The following is a 17,369-nucleotide window of genomic DNA, read 5'->3' as shown; positions in this document are numbered from 1 at the left end:
ATATTCGCTCCTTTGTTGATTATTTTTCATTATTTGTTATGGACTTGTGCCCATCGTACCAGATCGTGTCCGCTCATCGCGCCCGATTGCCGAGCGATTTCCCGGCCGCCTTTAAATAGTACCAAAGTTGGAATACTGCGAATGTTATACCGCGCGGCCAATCCTTGTTCTTCTTCGGTATTGACTTTGGCCAGGCGCATGACGGGTTCCAGCATAGCGGCTGCTTCGGCAAAAGCTGGAGCCATCATGCGGCAGGGGCCGCACCACGGTGCCCAAAAATCCACCAGCAGCGGAATGTCGTTATTGGTAATGTGCCGGTTGAAATGACTCTCCATTAACTCAATCGGTTGCGCGGCAAACAACGGCTGGTGGCAAGCACCACAATTAGGCGATGCGCTGAGGCGGTCTGCCGGTACGCGGTTGGTGGCATGGCAATGCGGGCACACGATATGTAAAGACATGGCGGGATTTCCTGTGTAGTTTATCTATCGGACGGATATGGCTTAATCTGCATCCAATCCGGATGCTTTCAGCCGGGCGCGCAGCGAATCGATTTCTTCGATCAGATCGGCGACCAAACCGGCCAATTCGGGATTGCCTTCGAAGTTGCGCTCAATCATGATGATTCTTTTGACGCGCACAAAACTGCGGCTATCGAATAGCCAGACATCCGGATCGGTGCCGGTGACGCCGTCATTCAGCAATAAACCCCACTGCACGCGTTCGATGACCCATTCCCGGCTAACGTGGCAGCTGTGCGCCAGTTCATCCAAACTGAACAGAGCATCTTCAAGTAAAACAGCATCGATTTCATGCGGCATGGCTTAGACTCCGAGATTCTGGCGCGGATTGAATGCGAGTTCCTGCGCCATCGTTTGGTAAAATTCACGCGCTTTTTCCGTCGCGGCGGGCGGCAGCACCACTTCCAGCACCAAATACAAATCGCCGGGCGTGGCCGCCGGAATGCCGCGGTCTTTTAAGCGCAATTTACGGCCGGATTGGGAATTTTCCGGCACCCGCACTTCGACTACGCCATCCGGCACCGGTATTTTGACCATTGCGCCGAGTGCCGCTTCCCACGGTGCGATGGGCAATGTGGCATAGACATCCTTGTTTTCGATCCGGTAACGATTGTGCGGATTGAAGTGCACTTCCAGAAACAGATCACCGGCGGCTGCTCCGGCATGACCCGGGCCGCCTTGTCCGGCCAGCCGGATTACTTGCCCGGCGTGCACGCCTTTCGGGATGCGCACATTCAAGGTATGTTCGGCGAGCACGGTGCGCCCCTGATTGTCGAGCTTCGGCATACGCAACGTCAGGCTGCGTGTGGCGCCATGATAACTGTCTTCCAATTCGAGCATGATTTTAGCGTGATGATCTTCGCCGCGCATGCGATGGTGCGCGTGGTGAGCGCCAGCGCCCATTTTTCCGCCGAATAATTGCGCAAAGAAATCGCTGAAATCCGCCGCCTGCGCACCATCAAATCCGCGCCCGCTGAATTCAAAACCGCTGTCCCATCCGGGTGGCGGCTGAAAATCGCTGCCTGGCTGAAATCCGCCTTGCCCGAGCTGATCGTAAGCGGCGCGTTTTTCCGGGTCGGAAAGTACGGCATAGGCTTCGTTGATTTCTTTCATTTTAGATTCGGCGTCCGTTTCCTTGGAAACATCCGGGTGGTACTTGCGCGCCAAGCGGCGGAACGACTTCTTGATTTCTTCCGCCGTCGCATCGCGGGAGACATCCAATGTTTTGTAGTAATCCTTAAATTCCAAGTTAATCCCCCTCGTTGATCACGCTGTTACCGCGCGTCTGCATTATTGCCGCTTCCATCCTGAAAATGAAGTTTCATGCATGGCCATAAAACCGGCCGGTGTTTCAGGTTAAATGGGTTCATGGTATCGATTTATCAAGTATCGATGCGTATTTAGAATGGCCCGGAAATTTCAAACGTCATGCCATCCTCAACGCGCCCGGTCTTACCGCGCTGCGAGCTGAAATACAGCCGCGAACCGCCGGGACTGAACGCCGGACCGGTGATTTCCGAACGGTCATGCCCAACCAGCTGTAAGAGCGGTAAAACCTTTCCGGCGGTCAGAACCACGATCTGCATATCGCCGCCATCCTCAGCCACGAGCAATTCACCCGCGGCATTGCCGGTGATATTGTCCACGCCGGTCAATACCGGCAAGAGGTATGAAGCCGCATTGTAGAGAATGCTCAGATGCTGCCGATGCGCATCGTACGCCCACACGCGGTTGTCGCCTTTGGTTGAGAAGTAAACGATGCCGTGGTGATACCAGATGCCCTCGCCGCCGTTAAAACGGGTGCTACTAGCGACCTGTTTACGCGTTGGTGTGGTGCTGGCGAGCGGATCGGGCAGGGCATGCCAGCGCACTGCGCCAATGCGGCCATCGATGACCTCGGCTACTTCCAGCACACCGTCGTCGAGATTGGGATTTCCGGCGGCATCGAATGTTCGCGCGGTGTAGCGATACAAACAGCCATCCGGTTGATCCTCGGTGAGATAAAGCTGTTTGTTCTGCATATCTACCGCGACCGCCTCGTGCCGGAATACACCGAGCGCGCTTCGGACTTGCGCTGCCTGGCGGCCAAACGGATCGCATTCCCACACCCGGCCGGTATCGGTTTCCTCACATGACAACCAGGTCTGCCACGGTGTATGCCCGCCCGCGCAATTGCGGTTAGTGTGACTCAGAACCGGATACGCATCGGCAATGTCACCTTGAGAATTGAAACGCAACGCGCCTGCGCCACCCGCCTGTTTATCCAGCTCGCTATTGGAAACATAAATCCAGCCGCCATCGGACGCGGCAAACGTAGCGCCGCCATCCGGCGCGGCATGCCAGCGGTAATCGAAAAGCTTCTGACCTGAATGCGCGACGATGCGCGAAGTAAAACCAGCGGGCAAACGCACACCGTTCCGGTCTGGCGGCAAGAGTTCACCCAGACCTGCCAGCGAAGTCGCCGACCGGACGGCGGACGACAGCAAGGCATTGCCAGCAAACGCACCCAATCCCATGAAACCGTACTGCAATAACTTGCGCCGCTGCGGATTAAATGTATTCATACAGACGATAGCCTCATGTGGTAAATCCAAGCGATAGGTGCACGGGAGATAGTTTACAATGCTGCGCTGTTAAATGACCACTCAACGGATATACGCTGCAATGATTCAGATCCTTAAACCACTCGTCTCTTTTTTGATGTTTTTGATTGTACTGTTTTTTATCAGCACGATTCTAACGATTACGACCGGCTTTCCTGCCTGGCTTTCCGCCACCGTTTCGGTTGTCTGCGCAACCTTCGCCGCGTGGTTTACTTGGAAACTGGTTGCTGGAGAAAGAATAAGCACTTTGGTTGCGGTTACCGGCGGCGCATTAATTCTGGGCGGACTATTTTTTACCCTGGGTTTCCTCGGGCCGATGGCCATTTCCAAAGACACCAACCAAGGGCCGATGATCGGACTCTTTATCGCAGCGCCACTGGGGCTAGTTGCGGGAGCGATTGGGGGATATGTTTATGCAGCGAGGCAGAATGCAGCTGCGGGAAATTGATGTTTCTCACCGTGTGATCACAAATGAAGCTGGAAAAAATAAAGTATTCAGATCTAAATTCGCGCCAGAAAGAAATTTTCAATTTCCAGAAAGTAGCTGGGCTTTTGGCGGACTATGGATTTAATTGCATTAAGCTTGCCGATGATTGGCGGGGCGCAGATTTTCTCGCATACCATAAAACTGGCAAGGAAACTCTCAAAGTACAGCTCAAGTCGAGACTTACAATTGCACGGAAATACATGGAGAAATCGCTATTTATGGCATTTCCAATAAATGATAGTTGGCATTTGATCGAGCACGATGAATTGGTTGCGATAGTTGAGATGCATACCGCATGGCTGAATTCAGAGTCTTGGCAGAAGCATGGGGCTTACAGCGCAAATAAACCAAATAAGAAGTTGATCGCAGCTTTACATAGCTCAAAATTGTAGTTAAGAATTCGAGTAATTGATTACAACAGAATCTTTGAATTAAATAATACTGGCCAATTGTTTGGCTTGCTCCGCGACACTGCTGATTTGCTCGGCAATATTGTCCGCTTTACCAGGGTCGATGCCAAGAGCGATCCATTCCTGTGGAGTAATTTCTTGCACGGTGGATTCGATTATCGCAAAATCCGGCAGCATTCGCTCGGCCAAGTTGACGAGCCGTACTAGTGGTTGGCCGATTTCAGCGTTCGCGCTATTGGGGATGTGGTGATAGCGGATGACGGCAATGATTTCAGCCGGTAATCCCCAATGGATGCCGAGTTGTGCGCCGATTTCGCCATGGTGCGTGCCGAGCAGCGCATGTTCTATTTCCAGCGGTGATGCATCCGATGGAGTGCTGAGTTTTTCGTAGAGTGCGTTGCACGTATCCTTGGCAATAAAATTAAGCACGTTGTAACCGATGTCGTGCAGCAATCCCGCGAGGAAGATCTGCTCGTCCACCGGTCTGGTTTTTACGGGCATGTGTTTGGCGATAACGCGCATGGCCGAGGCTATGGTCATGCTGTGAGCCCATAAATCGGCGGATCTCAATTTGCCTTCGGGTGGTTTGGTCAATGCCGAAACAGTTGCCATGCCGATGGCGACCGATTTTATTTGCGTCAAGCCGAGATACATGGCGGCATCGATGATCGACGTGATAATGCCAGGCGTGGCGAATAAAGCGGAATTTGATAATCCGATGATCTTGGCTGAGATCTGCGAGTCTTGTGCGACCAGCTTGAGCATCTGCGTTTCGCCATGGTCTGTGTTCAACGCCAGCCCGAGCAATTTTTGCGCAATGACCGGCATGGCTGGCAGCGTATTGATACGTGCGAGGATTTGTTCCAAATCGATAGGGCCGGATATGGCGGATTCTTCCGGCCGGTATTTCATTTCATTGCATGCAATCTGATTCATGTTGTTTACCTATTATTAATGCGTAACATTGATGCCGTTCCAAAATCATTAAGTTATCGATGGCCGGAATGCATGCCAGGATGTGTCATTATAAAAAGCTGGTGTGGTTTCTATAGGATAAATAGCGATGTGAAAGGTAATCTTTTTCGCGATTCTCTCGATACTGACGATGAAAATTAGTTTTCTCAGTGGCTTATCGTGATGAGCGGGATCGAATGGCGATTGTTATGAGAGATTGTGGGGGGCTATGATGAAAAATACCGAAGCGCCTGATGCTGTTGACCGGAAATGCGTGTACGGTTTGATACGATTGAGCGGATAATCATCGGTCAATTAACCTGTTACTTCGTTGCCCGGCCATGCTTTCTCATGCAAATTATTCGTGACTTATGATGCACAACGCCGCCGCTCGTTTCCTGTCTTGCCTGCACAACAGGCAATTCATTTTTTTACCGGTATTCGTGGTTGGAATTTGCCTTTTGCCGGTCGGATTCTATGTCGATCATTTGCATTCGCGAAACCAGGAGCGCGATCTGCGTGATGCGGTATTTACCCGGTTTAGCCTGTTGCGTGCCACCTTGGAAGGTAACATCACCAGTAATGCGCAACTGGTGCAAGGTCTGGTTGCGTCGGTTTCGGTTGAGCCGGATCTGCCGGCGGATAAATTTGCCCAATTGGCTCAATATCTGTTCAAAGGCCGTTCGCAATTGCGCAATATCGGCGCCGCGCCCGATTTAATCATAAAGTATATGTATCCGCTCGAAGGCAACGAAGCGGCCGTCGGTTTGAATTTCCGCAATCATCCCAAGCAACTCCAAGCCGTGTTACAAGCGCGCGACAATAAAAGTCTTCTGTTAGACGGGCCGGTTGATCTGGTTCAAGGTGGGCAAGGTTTTATCGCGCGTATTCCGGTATTTCTCGACCGTCAACAGTCTGGCGAGGGTAACGTATTCTGGGGCGTGATCTCCGCTGTGATCGATGTGGAGCAGTTATACCAGGCAAGCGGTTTACTGGCCCTTGCTGAGGAATTTGATATTGCGCTACGGCGGAACGGCGGGCCGGAAAACGGCAAGGTGTTTTTCGGAACCGATCAGATCTTCGATCAGCGTCCTGTACTACTCGATATCTCCTTGCCGGATAATGGTTCCTGGCAGATGGCGGCAGTCCCCAAAGGTGGCTGGGCCGCTGCGGGCGGCAATTCTATTTTTTTCCGGTTGGGCCTGATTCTGAGCGGCATTTTAATTCTCCTGCCGCTGGTTGCGATTGCCAGATTTCATCAGAAAAACCGGGATAGTGAGACACGACTGAGAGCGCTGTTCGTGATGTCACCGGTTGGTATCGCCTTAAACGATTATGCTACCGGTCGATTCATCGAATTCAATGATGCCTTGTTAGCGCCCACCGGTTATTCACGCGAGGAATTTCTTAATCTGACGTACTGGGATATTACACCGCCGGAGTATGCCGCCGATGAGGCGCGCCAGCTTGAGAGTTTGCGAGCGATGGGCAGTTTCGGTCCTTACCGGAAGGAATATATCCGCAAGGACGGCAGCCGGTATCAGGTTCAACTTAACGGTGTCGTGATCCGCGATGCTTCCGGCCGGGAATTGATCTGGTCGATTATCGAAGATATCACCGCGCGTTTGCAGGCGGAACAGGCGCTGCGGGAAAGTCAGGAACGATATCAACGCTTGGTGGAAGACATCGGCGGTAAATTTGTCATTTATAGCCATAAAGCGCTGACAGGGGAGCTCACCTACATCAGCAGCGGTGTCGATAAAGTTTTTGGTATTACGAAGGAAGAAGCCATCGGAAAATTCTGGGATGGCATCGTGAATTGGTATCCGGATTCGTTGGATCATGCTTATTCTGTCGTTACTCAGATTGCGCAAGGAAAGATTGATTTTGTGCAATTCGAAATGAATTTTGTTCATCCGGATGGCAGCGAACGCACGATCCTGGCCTCGGCGCATCCGGCCAGCGATGCTAACGGCGATCTGTGCATCGAGGGTATCGCCGAAGATATTACTGAGCGCAAGGCTGCCGAGGAGGCGCTTATCCATGCGCGACAGGAAGCGGAGCGGGCTAACCAAGCCAAATCGCAATTTCTTTCCAGTATGAGCCATGAGTTACGCACACCTCTGAATGCGATTCTGGGGTTTAGTCAGTTAATTGAACTGGAAGACCCTGACAATCAACATGTGAAGTACATCAGAGAAATCAGGAATGCGGGTACGCATTTGCTGGCGTTGATTAATGAAGTGCTGGATTTGGCCAGAATCGAATCAGGGCGGATCGATCTGAAATTGGAGCCGGTTGAGATTGGTCCGATTATCGAAGCGTGTATCAGCCTGGTGCGGACTCAAGCGGATAAGCTGGATGTTCAGCTGGTGCAAGCTGGTGTGGCCGGTAAGATTCTGCATACCGATCGAGTCCGGTTTAAGCAAGTCATTCTCAACCTGATATCCAACGCCGTTAAATACAACCGCAAAGGCGGCACAGTGCATATCGACGCGAGAGCGTCATCGGACAATCCAGGCTATTTGCGGATCCTCATTACCGATACCGGGACCGGTATCGCGACGCATAAAATGGCGGAGCTCTTTCAGCTGTTTAATCGATTGGATGCTACGAATAGCGGCATTGAAGGGACCGGTATCGGATTATCCATTTCGCGCCAGATTGTCGAGTTAATGGGCGGTACGGTCGGGGCCGACAGTGAATTGGGTGTGGGCAGTACTTTCTGGATTGAGTTGCCAGTGGAATAGGCGCGATAAGTTCATCAAGCCGATTCGCGATCAATCAAATCAACTGACAAAGAAATTGCGCATCATGCCCATATCTTCGTGCTCCAGGTTGTGGCAGTGATAAAGAAATAAGCCGGTATAGTCCTTGAAAGGTTTAATGATTTCCACTTCTTCGCCCGGCATGACCAAGACAGTATCTTTCCAGCCGCTGGTAATGAATCCGTCCTTGACCGTATCGTAAGCGCCGCCCGGGTTGTTTTGCTTGCGCGACAGGATCTGGAACTGCTGACCATGGAGGTGGACGGGATGCGGCAATGCCATCATCATACCCATGCCGCCACCCCGGCCGCCGCGCATTCCTCCTCCCATTCCTTGGCTATCATGGGATATTTTGATTTTCTGAACGGAATTCAGCGGAATTTTTTCCTGCTCGGAATAGTTTTGCATCTCAAACGTCTTACCGTTGAGATTGAATGCCATATGCCGCATGCCGATGGTAATCGGCACCGTGGTGCCGGGATGAGTAACATCCGCGGCAGTCAAGCGGCGCAATGGAACCAGTGTGGCCGGTAATGCGGGTGAGTCGCTGACTTGCTCGGTGATCTGGAATTTAACGACGGGGAACACGTCATTCTGGCTTGAAACCCCGTCCATCATACCCATCCGGCCCATACCATGGCGTCCGCCTCCCATACCTCCTCCCATATGCGCGGCAGATCCCTGATAGGCCAGATTTTGCAGCGTTAGATCGGAACCGGGTTTGCGGCCGCTGAAATCGACCCACAGTTCGACCCGCTCGGCGGGTGCGAGCATGATGTAGGGGAAAGTTTGCGGTTTTTCCAGTAACCCGCCATCGGTGCCGATCGCAATGAGCGGTGTGCCATCATTCCAACCCAGCTTGTAAATTCTGGAGTTTGATCCATTCAGTATGCGAAAGCGGTATGCCCGTGTTTTAACGGCGATGGCGCTGTCACTTTGGCCATTCACCAGGATCGTGTCGCCCAGAAAGCCGCGCATGCGTTGATGCATGTTCAACATGTAGCGTAATTGATTGCCCTGCGAGAAACTGCGATCTTGGATGACCAGCGGAATGTCATATTCACCGCTGGGTAATTCCAGTCTACGCTCAGCTTCGTCCGTAATGGTGATCAATCCGGCTAAGCCTTGATATACCTGAGAAGCCGTTAATTCATGGGTATGTGAATGATACCAGTTGGTACCGGCTGGGTTTTTTACCTCAAACTCGTAAACATACTGCTCGCCATGATGGATCGCATACATCGGATGGCCATCCATCACTTGTGGCACATGCATGCCATGCCAATGGGTAACGCACGGTTCCGGTAATTGGTTATGAAAGAATATCCGGACTTTCTGACCCTGTTCAAAATTGAGGATCGACCCTAAGTAACCGGGCAATTCCTTGAGTGCGGTCTGAGGCCCTTTGAGTAATTTTCCAGTGTATTTGAAAACGTGCGTATGAGCACCCGGCAAGATAGGAACATCCGCAGTCTGAGCGGTTAATGCAATTTCAACATCGGCTTTGAATGAATGGTCGGGCGTTTTATTAATAACGCGGTTTTCGGCAAATGCGAAACCGGGCATGGCGGCAGCCAAGGTACCTAAAGTGGTATATTGCAGGAACTGACGTCTTTTATAATCAATGTCTGTCATGATTAACCTCTCGTGTGATTAACGATGAATTTCGAGCGGTTCACACCAAATTGCGGATGATTCCGCTGTAACTATTTCCTGGAATTCAGTGTATCAGCTCAAACGTAATAAGCAACCGGATTTCAGGCTAATGAAGTGATTTGTGCGCAGAAACAACAGGATAAAAATGGAATGAGAAATCTGGAGTGTGACTAGCTTACTTGAGCAGTGCCATCAACATTTGCGGCGATGTATTGGCTTGCGCCAATACTGCTGTAGCGGCCTGCTGCATAATCTGTGTTTTGGTCAGGGTAGTCGTTTCTTGCGCGTAGTCGGCATCCTGGATGCGTGACCGGCTGGCTACGGTAGACTCGACACTGGTATTGTTGTTGGTAATGACCGATTCCAACCGGTTCAGCTGTGCACCGATCTTCGATCTTTCCTCATTAACATGATTCAAGGCAAGATCCATCATGTAGGTGGCAAATCCGGCATTATTAACCAGATCCACACTCTGGATACTCATCGCAGCAGTATTGACCGCTCCGAAAGTGACATTCATGGTGTTAGTTTTGTTTGCCCCTACTTGTAGTTGTTTGTTATTACCGACCGCGGCGGTGTTTATATTTTCCCAGATTTCGTTAAATCCACCGAGCGGATTGGTACCGCCTCTTGAAGCGGTATCGGAAATAACGCTTGTAGCGGTTTGGATTGCGCCTCCATCGGCATTTGAACCGCCAATCGCTCCGGTGTCGGTATCGGTCAGATCCATACCGGCAATGTATGCGGCGCCGTTCGCAACAAAATCGGCATTAAAGGCATCGGCGTTAGCATATAAGCCACCGGTCGCGGCGCTGATGGCATCGCTGAGTGTGGCGCTTTGATTCTGGTTTAAGTAAACCATGACATCCTTGATGCCCGAGCCGCCGTTATCCTTGATGACTTGATGTAAGTAGCGCACGGCGGAGTAGGCTGCGGAGTAATCATCCGAAGTTCCTCCCCAGGCTGCGCCGGCTGAGCCGAAAGTGGTTGCTTTAGCCATGACACCGCCGATGCCGACACTGCTGATCGAAGACTGCAAACGCTCGTCGGCGCCATGAATAAATTCCGCAGAGCCTTCCATAAACCATGTTTGATCTCCGGAGGGATCAAACATCGAACCGATATTCATGCTCCGGTACATCACCGCGTGCACCATTTCATGCGCAATAATCCGGTCGTTATAAAATGGCGCATTGCCGCCGTCGGGTAAATTGGGTGGCGTGAAGTCGCTCATATCGATCTGCAATTTGACATTAGTCGCCTTACCCGTATAGCTTCCGGGTACCGATCCTACCACCCGGGCAGCAGTTCCGCCCGCGCCATCGGTAAACGTTGTCAGCTCGATATTCATATCAGCGCCGTCGGCGGAAATGCCAAAATATTGCTGGATCTTGCTTTCCGCATCTTCCAGCCAGCCATTTTGTAATCCATACATAACAGCCAGTTGATCGGAATTGCCGAGAACACTGCTACCGGAATTATCGAATATTTTGTCGCCGTTGAATGTAGCCGTGGTGGAAACGCTTTCTATTTCCTGAATCAGTTGATTCGCTTCTTCTTGTAATGCTTTCTTGTCGCTGAGACTATTGGTTGAGTTTGCTGCTTGTATGGAAAGTTCACGGATGCGTTGCAATGCCGAAGTCACCGAAGTCAATGCACCATCGGCGGTTTGTAGCATCGAGATTCCATCACTGGCATTTCTGGTCGCCTGATTTAAGCCGCGAATTTGCGATGTCATCCGGTCCGAGATGGCGAGGCCCGCCGCGTCATCCCTAGCGTTGTTAATCCGCATACCCGATGACAGCCGTTCTAATGAACGGCCGAGATCGTTTGTAGTTGCGGATAAATACCGCGAACTATTCAGCGCTCCTAGATTTGTATTGATCGATAAACTCATTTTTTATCATATGGCGTTACAAGTACGCTTTTTTAACGAAAGCTGGTTAAATTTCTTTAGATACAAGAGTAATTTTCCTACTGAGTCAATCTTGGCTGATTGCATGAATTTTCCTGAAACTATTGTGGTGTGCGGGGAAAGGAAGTTTTTTGCAGTGGATATCAAATTGCTAGCTAAGGCTCGTTACCGGAGTCTTTCAAATCCAGCATCGGTAATTCCAATCCCTCGATGGCAGGTAGCGCGCGTCCTGCAATGCCTTGCAGATCGCCATACATACCTACAGTGGATTCAATGACGCCCTGAATTTGCATTTCCCGCTTGGCCCATAGCCGTGTCATGGCTTTGCGTTCTCTATCGAGATCAGCCTGCATGTCGGAGAATTTCTCAACAATGGCTTCGATGCGATGTTTGAATCTTGGTCCGGTCAAATACTGATAGACCAGCTCCATTTTGGTTTCCTGCCCTTCCTGGATTTGCCGTGTGCTGGCGATTTCGATCAGGGATTGGCGTAGAGCGATGACGAGCGGCAGCGCCAGACGAGGTTCGGTAATCCAGACACCATCGATTTGGCCGAATGTTTCGATCTCCTTCGGTAACGTGCTGGATACCAGCACAGCTATCTCCGCTTTCGCGGTGCGTTGATCGCCACGAAGTTTTGCCAGCCAACCGTCACTCCAATTCTTGGTTCTTTTGGATTCCCACAAAATCGAACCGCACCATTGTCCCAGCGGCCCCATGACTCTCTGTAGCACATCGCCGCCGAATTCGCCTTTTGCAACAGGCTCGATACTATCCAACGGGAATTTGAGCCGCAGCGTGGTTTCCAGTTCGAGCTCGAGAACTTCGCCTTGAAGTTGTTGCGAACCCTGATCGGCTCTGCGCTTCAGTTCCTCAATTTGCCGCTGCATTGACGCAATCTGCTCTTCTTTTTCACTGACTTTGAGCCGGAGACCGTCTTCGGCTTCTTGTTTTGCTTTTTGACGAACCAGAGCGATCGATTCCTGCAAGCGTTTTTCGACGGTTAAATCCAATTCCCGCTTGGCATCGTCCAGCTCGCGCTGTTTCCGGATCAAATCGACCTGCGCTTTTTGCGCTTCTTCCAGTTTGCTGTTGCGCTGCTGGAGAATTTCTTGCAATTCGACCAGTTCTTTTGATTTCGCTTCTAAGTCGTTTGCCATCGCCAATCTTGCTTTCTTGCCTTCCTCGGTGGCGATCAGTGCGCGTTCCGCCTGTAACTTGCTGGCAACTTGCTCATCAACAGTTTTCTGTGCGTCTTCCAGTGATCTCTGCTGGGCTTTGAGTGTGGCTTCGCGTTTGGAAACATCTGCTTCTTTTTGCGCCAATTTCGATTCATATTCTTGCCGCGTTGCTTGGATCAGCGGAGCGGCCAGAGATTCGGTGAGTTTGATTTCCGTTGCACAATTGGGGCAATGAATGGTGGGTTCGCTCATGTTGATTCCTTCGTAATCAGAATATCCGGAATTTTGTTGGGTACGGAATCATATCAGCTGGCGAATTGTTACTTTGGCTTATTGCTTGGCAAGCGAATTTTTTACTGCGCATAAGCTGAAATATCGGTTGAGGAGTGCGTCGGTCATGCCCGGAATGAACGGACGATGACCATTCAATAATCTGTCATTTTTGTCGTTATCAAGCGGTATTACAACTATAAAGAAACAAAGCATTATGGCCATCGATACAGCGCATTTAAAGATTCTGATTTGTGATGATTCTGTTACTAATATTTTGATATTGAGTAAGTTATTGGAATCTGAAGGGTACTATCATCATACCAGTTTGACCGATCCCACACGGGTTTTGCCTGCCATGCAGGAAAATAATTACGATTTGCTGTTGCTCGACATTGAAATGCCAAAAATGGATGGATTCGAGGTGATGCGGCAGATTAATGCGTCGCCGGTCAGCGAACAACTCGTGCCCATTCTGGTATTAACTGGAAAACAGGGCAACGAGACCCGGAATAAAGCACTGCTGTTGGGTGCGCAGGATTTTGTGAATAAACCGTTCGACCAAGCGGAAGTAATGCTGCGCGTAAAGAATTTGCTACGGGTAAGAGCTGCTTATTTAGTAAAGCAAGATATTGCAAAAGAACTGGAGAAAAAAGTAAAAGAGCGCACTTCAGAGCTGGATAAAGCCACGGATACATTAATCAACATCATGGCCAGAGTCAGCGAAATGCGTGATAACGATACTGGAAAGCATGTCATACGCGTGGGTAAATATGCGCGCATCCTCTCGGAAGCATTGGGTCTGCCCGCGCGTATTTGTTACTTGATCGAAAAGGCGGCACCTTTGCATGACATAGGCAAGATCGGTATCCCTGACCATATTTTGCTGAAACAAGGGAAGCTTACCGATATGGAATGGGAGAGAATGCGCAATCATGCGCAAATGGGCGCCGATTTGCTGGCCAGTCACGAATCCCTGATGGTGCAGCTAGCCGCGAGTATTGCGCTGTCGCATCATGAGCATTGGGATGGGAACGGTTATCCCAAACAACTGAGAGCAGCGTCGATTCCTATTGAAGGCCGTATCACAGCGATCAGTGATGTATTTGATGCGCTCACGTCACAAAGGCCATATAAAGAAGCGTGGCCGATGCAGAAAGCAATCGAATATATCGAGAGTAAAGCGGGAACGCATTTTGATCCTCAATTAGTGAAATTATTTATTGAGAATATCGATAAAATTATCGCAATACGGGAGCAATACAAAGATTTGACCGAGAATTCAATCCAGCAACCCATAGCTTCCCGGCCGACTGCCATGAGCAGTTAAAGTAGCATGCTGGCGGTTAACTCAAGCGTGCAGGTTCAATGCAGCAGCAAAGTATATCCTAACCCTACAGCGGCGCAGGCGCAGATGACCGTAACAATTCCGGCTTTATAGTTGAATAAAGCGACAAATGCACAGACTCCGACCAAAGCGGAGAACCATTCAAATCCGGCATTAAATCCTTGCGGCCACAGGACATGGTAAGCAAAGAATATTGCTAAGTTGACAATAACCCCGACAACCGCAGCCGTGATGCCAGTCAATGGTGCGGTAAATTTGAGGTCGTGACGGGTTGCTTCTACCGCAGGGCCGCCCAAAAGAATAAAAAGAAAAGACGGTAAGAATGTGAATAACGTCGCAACAACGGCGCCGCAAATTCCCGCTAACATCAGAAAATCCGGTCCGAAAAGCGCTCTAGTCCATCCGCCGACAAAACCGACAAATGCAACGATCATGATCAACGGGCCGGGTGTCGTTTCACCCAAGGCCAATCCGTCGATCATTTGTACCGGATTCAACCAGGCGTAATGTTCGACACCGCCTTGATAGACATAGGGTAAAACCGCATAGGCACCGCCGAAGGTCATTAGCGCGGCTTTGGTGAAAAACCAGCCCATTTGTGTCAACGTGCCATCCCAGCCATACTGCATGGTCAGCAATGACAGAACCCCGCCCCAGATGAAAAGTCCGATTACGATAAGCAGTATGAATTGGCTCCACCGGAAGATGGCGTGCTCCGGAATAGGGGTGTCATCATCAATCAAAGCCGGGCCGTAGGTATTTTTTGATTTTTCGTGATGTCCGCCTGCTCTGAATTTGTCCGGTGCATAGTGCGATCCGATGTATCCGATCAAGCCTGCTATCAGGACGATATAGGGAAAGGGAATGTTGAATGCAAAGATGGCAATGAACGCGGCGACCGAAATGGCACGCAGCAGATTGTTTTTCAACGCTCTCGAACCTATCCGGTAAGCCGCGAAAAGCACAATCGCCGTGACCGCAGGTTTGATGCCATACAAAATACCTGCGACAGCCGGCATTTCACTATAAACCAAGTAGATCCACGTCAGAATGATCAGAATCAAAAGTGATGGCAGTACGAACAGTGCACCGGCCATAATACCGCCCCAGGTGCCGTGCATTAGCCAGCCAATGTAGGTCGCTAGTTGCTGGGCTTCCGGGCCGGGCAGCACCATGGTGTAATTCAGTGCGTGCAAGAAACGTTGCTCGGAAATCCAGCGCCGTCTCTCGACCAATTCCTGGTGCATCATGCTGATCTGTCCAGCCGGTCCGCCAAAACTGATAAAACCCAATTTTAGCCAATAAACGAATGCTTCCATGAAAGATACGGGTTCGGGCCGGGTTTCGGTTTTTTGTTCTGCGGGTGGCATAGTGTGCGGTGAATAAGGAGGGTGGAATGGAGTGTAAAGATTATTGTTCGGCGGTTTTCCATGACTGACTGCCTTCGGCAGCTTTTTGCAGTATCAAATTCCGCTCATGTTTCGGCAGCTTGCTTAGTTTTGTTACCGTATCAAAGAATCGTTCCATATCCTGGTCATGCTGTTTCAGAATTCCCTGGAATGCCGGGAGTAATTGCGTATAAATCGAAACCGTTGCCAGCAAGGCATTATTTAGTGGCTGCGAAAACCATCGGTCGTAACTGCTGAGATCGTTTTTTCCGGCTTTCAGGTGCAAGAACTCGGTTCGTAATTCGTCGAAGATATGCGCCTTGCGTGTCCGTTTTTCAGTGTCACTCAAGTTCGACTGAAAAAGTTCTTGCAAGCGTTTGCGATGTTTCAGTACCAAACCGGTAAAGATTGTTTCTCTTTCCTGCCGTGCGGCTAAAGCAATTTGTTCCGTTGCAGTGCCGCTGCGTTCAAACCAGCGTTTTACACCTTCATGTTCCACCGCGGTGGCAAAGGATTCATTAAAAACAGTGTCACCGGATACATACATGACCTGGTGAGCCAGTTCGTGAAAGATCAAACGCGCCAGATCCATTTCCGAGTAGCCGATAAAAGTATTCAAGACCGGATCGCTGAACCAACCTAGCGTGGAATAAGCACGGATTCCCCCAACATGCACGTCATAGCCTTCCTTGCGGAGTTCTTCCGCATAGCGCTCGGCGCTTTCTTGTGAGAAAAAACCGCGATAGTTGACGCAACCGACCTGCACAAAGCACCATTCTTTCAGCTTGACGGAGAGTTCAGGGGCTGCAAAAACATTCCATACCACAAAGGGACGCTCTAAATCGGCATAACTGGTATAGCTCAGATTATCCGGCAACTTTAATTCGCGGCTGGCGAACTCACGCAGCTGTACCACCTTGGTGAGTGAATGTTTCAACTTTGGATCAATATCCGGGTTTGCAATTACTTTGCTGATCGGTTGCGAACGGTGTATGACGCCGAAATGTCCGTCGACAGCCTGGGCGTAATAAGGAAGATTGGTGCAAGCGCTGAGCCAGATGATCAGACTCGTGATCGCGGTAAGTAATAAGGTGCGTGGAATGCGTGCTAACACTTCGATTCCTGATGGAATAATACAGCTCGTGTAAACGCTGCGTTTGTATGCGCTGTCATCATGTTCATGGGATTCAACTCGATAAATGAGATAGATCAAACCTAGATCGAATTGTGTGCTATTCCGGTTGTGAAGTCATCAGATTCTAATTTCTCCGGTTAATTCCATCGCAATTTTTAAGCATCTGCTATCGGTGCTCTCTATTTTTCTCCAGTGGTGCCGATATAAGCATCTGGATTAAAAAGGAAAGAAAGCGCTCATGATGAATTTAGGCCGTGCTTGCAAAAGATTTTCTCACACCATGCTGGCGCGCCAGCGCAAGAGACCATTATGGCATCGATTTATTCCATTTTTAAATCTGCTTAATTTTTCTTCTCGACATGGTTTTGTGTATGCAAGCCGGATCTGAGTCTTTCCTCATTTTAGGTATTACCTCCGAGGGGCGGCCATTTCGCCCCAGTGACTGGGCGGAGCGGCTTTGCGGCGCGTTGGCTAGCTACGATAATCGAGGACGGTGGGTGTATTCGAATTATGCCCAGCCGGTCATTTGCCAAGGCAAGATAGGCGTGAGAGTGGAAAAGATACTGCAAGATGTCGATCCGGCCGCCTACCAATTTATTATGGCATTCGCATCCGGCAATCGTTTGAGAATAGAACCGGAGGAGGAAGTAATCCATCCACAGGAATCCGTTGTGGTGCAAGAGATTGTTGTGCCTGCGCGGAAACTGACATTTGCAATGTGATGGTATCGAAG

15 protein-coding genes are annotated in these 17,369 nt (G+C 50.2%); 5 read left to right on the top strand and 10 right to left on the bottom strand.

The window, feature by feature from the left end; translation table 11 throughout:
• Nucleotides 1-29: 29 nt before the first annotated feature.
• The 4 genes from trxC to DU481_RS08325 all read right to left on the bottom strand — a co-directional run bounded on the left by trxC (nucleotide 30) and on the right by DU481_RS08325 (nucleotide 3,085).
• Complete coding sequence (gene trxC, locus DU481_RS08340) at nucleotides 30-461, bottom strand: thioredoxin TrxC (protein WP_350133709.1); 432 nt, start codon at nucleotides 459-461, stop codon at nucleotides 30-32.
• Between the two features lie 42 nt (nucleotides 462-503).
• A complete protein-coding gene (locus DU481_RS08335) occupies nucleotides 504-821 on the bottom strand; it encodes a chaperone modulator CbpM (protein ID WP_350133708.1) in 318 nt (105 codons plus the stop codon).
• 3 nt (nucleotides 822-824) lie between these two features.
• Nucleotides 825-1,769, bottom strand: coding sequence for a DnaJ C-terminal domain-containing protein (locus DU481_RS08330; RefSeq protein WP_350133707.1), 945 nt, complete (start codon nucleotides 1,767-1,769; stop codon nucleotides 825-827).
• A 152-nt stretch (nucleotides 1,770-1,921) separates the two neighbouring features.
• Entirely contained in the window at nucleotides 1,922-3,085 is a 1,164-nt protein-coding gene (locus tag DU481_RS08325) for an alkaline phosphatase PhoX (protein WP_350133706.1), read from the bottom strand.
• A 100-nt stretch (nucleotides 3,086-3,185) separates the two neighbouring features.
• On the opposite strand from DU481_RS08325, the gene DU481_RS08320 reads away from it, so the two are divergent.
• The gene (locus DU481_RS08320) at nucleotides 3,186-3,572 is read left to right on the top strand and encodes a multidrug ABC transporter permease (protein ID WP_350133705.1); all 387 of its coding nucleotides are present in this window, start codon (nucleotides 3,186-3,188) and stop codon (nucleotides 3,570-3,572) included.
• A 23-nt stretch (nucleotides 3,573-3,595) separates the two neighbouring features.
• Nucleotides 3,596-4,003, top strand: a complete 408-nt coding sequence (locus DU481_RS08315; RefSeq protein WP_350133704.1) for a hypothetical protein — start codon at nucleotides 3,596-3,598, stop codon at nucleotides 4,001-4,003.
• A 39-nt stretch (nucleotides 4,004-4,042) separates the two neighbouring features.
• Here the strand turns inward: DU481_RS08315 and DU481_RS08310 are convergent, their stop codons facing one another.
• Nucleotides 4,043-4,957: an HDOD domain-containing protein gene (locus DU481_RS08310; protein WP_350133703.1), complete on the bottom strand. Its 915-nt coding sequence runs from the start codon at nucleotides 4,955-4,957 to the stop codon at nucleotides 4,043-4,045.
• Nucleotides 4,958-5,346: 389 nt separating this feature from the next.
• Here DU481_RS08310 and DU481_RS08305 point away from each other — a divergent pair, with 389 nt between their 5' ends.
• On the top strand, nucleotides 5,347-7,725 hold the full coding sequence (locus DU481_RS08305) for a PAS domain S-box protein (RefSeq protein WP_350133702.1): 2,379 nt from the start codon (nucleotides 5,347-5,349) through the stop codon (nucleotides 7,723-7,725).
• A 39-nt stretch (nucleotides 7,726-7,764) separates the two neighbouring features.
• On the opposite strand, the gene DU481_RS08300 is transcribed toward DU481_RS08305, so the two are convergent.
• The 3 genes from DU481_RS08300 to DU481_RS08290 all read right to left on the bottom strand — a co-directional run bounded on the left by DU481_RS08300 (nucleotide 7,765) and on the right by DU481_RS08290 (nucleotide 12,747).
• Nucleotides 7,765-9,378, bottom strand: a complete 1,614-nt coding sequence (locus DU481_RS08300) for a multicopper oxidase family protein (RefSeq protein WP_350133701.1) — start codon at nucleotides 9,376-9,378, stop codon at nucleotides 7,765-7,767.
• Between the two features lie 196 nt (nucleotides 9,379-9,574).
• Entirely contained in the window at nucleotides 9,575-11,296 is a 1,722-nt protein-coding gene (locus DU481_RS08295) for a flagellinolysin (protein ID WP_350133700.1), read from the bottom strand.
• 173 nt (nucleotides 11,297-11,469) lie between these two features.
• Entirely contained in the window at nucleotides 11,470-12,747 is a 1,278-nt protein-coding gene (locus tag DU481_RS08290; protein ID WP_350133699.1) for a DUF2130 domain-containing protein, read from the bottom strand.
• A 235-nt stretch (nucleotides 12,748-12,982) separates the two neighbouring features.
• Between DU481_RS08290 and DU481_RS08285 the strand changes: the two genes are divergently transcribed.
• A complete protein-coding gene (locus tag DU481_RS08285) occupies nucleotides 12,983-14,095 on the top strand; it encodes an HD domain-containing phosphohydrolase (protein ID WP_350133698.1) in 1,113 nt (370 codons plus the stop codon).
• A 35-nt stretch (nucleotides 14,096-14,130) separates the two neighbouring features.
• On the opposite strand, the gene chrA is transcribed toward DU481_RS08285, so the two are convergent.
• On the bottom strand, nucleotides 14,131-15,483 hold the full coding sequence (gene chrA, locus DU481_RS08280) for a chromate efflux transporter (protein WP_350133697.1): 1,353 nt from the start codon (nucleotides 15,481-15,483) through the stop codon (nucleotides 14,131-14,133).
• 40 nt (nucleotides 15,484-15,523) lie between these two features.
• Entirely contained in the window at nucleotides 15,524-16,615 is a 1,092-nt protein-coding gene (locus DU481_RS08275) for an aminopeptidase (RefSeq protein WP_350133696.1), read from the bottom strand.
• A 392-nt stretch (nucleotides 16,616-17,007) separates the two neighbouring features.
• Between DU481_RS08275 and DU481_RS08270 the strand changes: the two genes are divergently transcribed.
• Entirely contained in the window at nucleotides 17,008-17,358 is a 351-nt protein-coding gene (locus tag DU481_RS08270; RefSeq protein ID WP_350116777.1) for a DUF3579 domain-containing protein, read from the top strand.
• Nucleotides 17,359-17,369 lie beyond the last annotated feature (11 nt).

Origin of the sequence: Nitrosomonas sp. (assembly GCF_040240425.1) — a bacterium.
Classification (GTDB): domain Bacteria; phylum Pseudomonadota; class Gammaproteobacteria; order Burkholderiales; family Nitrosomonadaceae; genus Nitrosomonas.
Note: the sequence above shows the minus strand (reverse complement) of the source record. Positions and strands in the feature narration are given on the sequence as shown.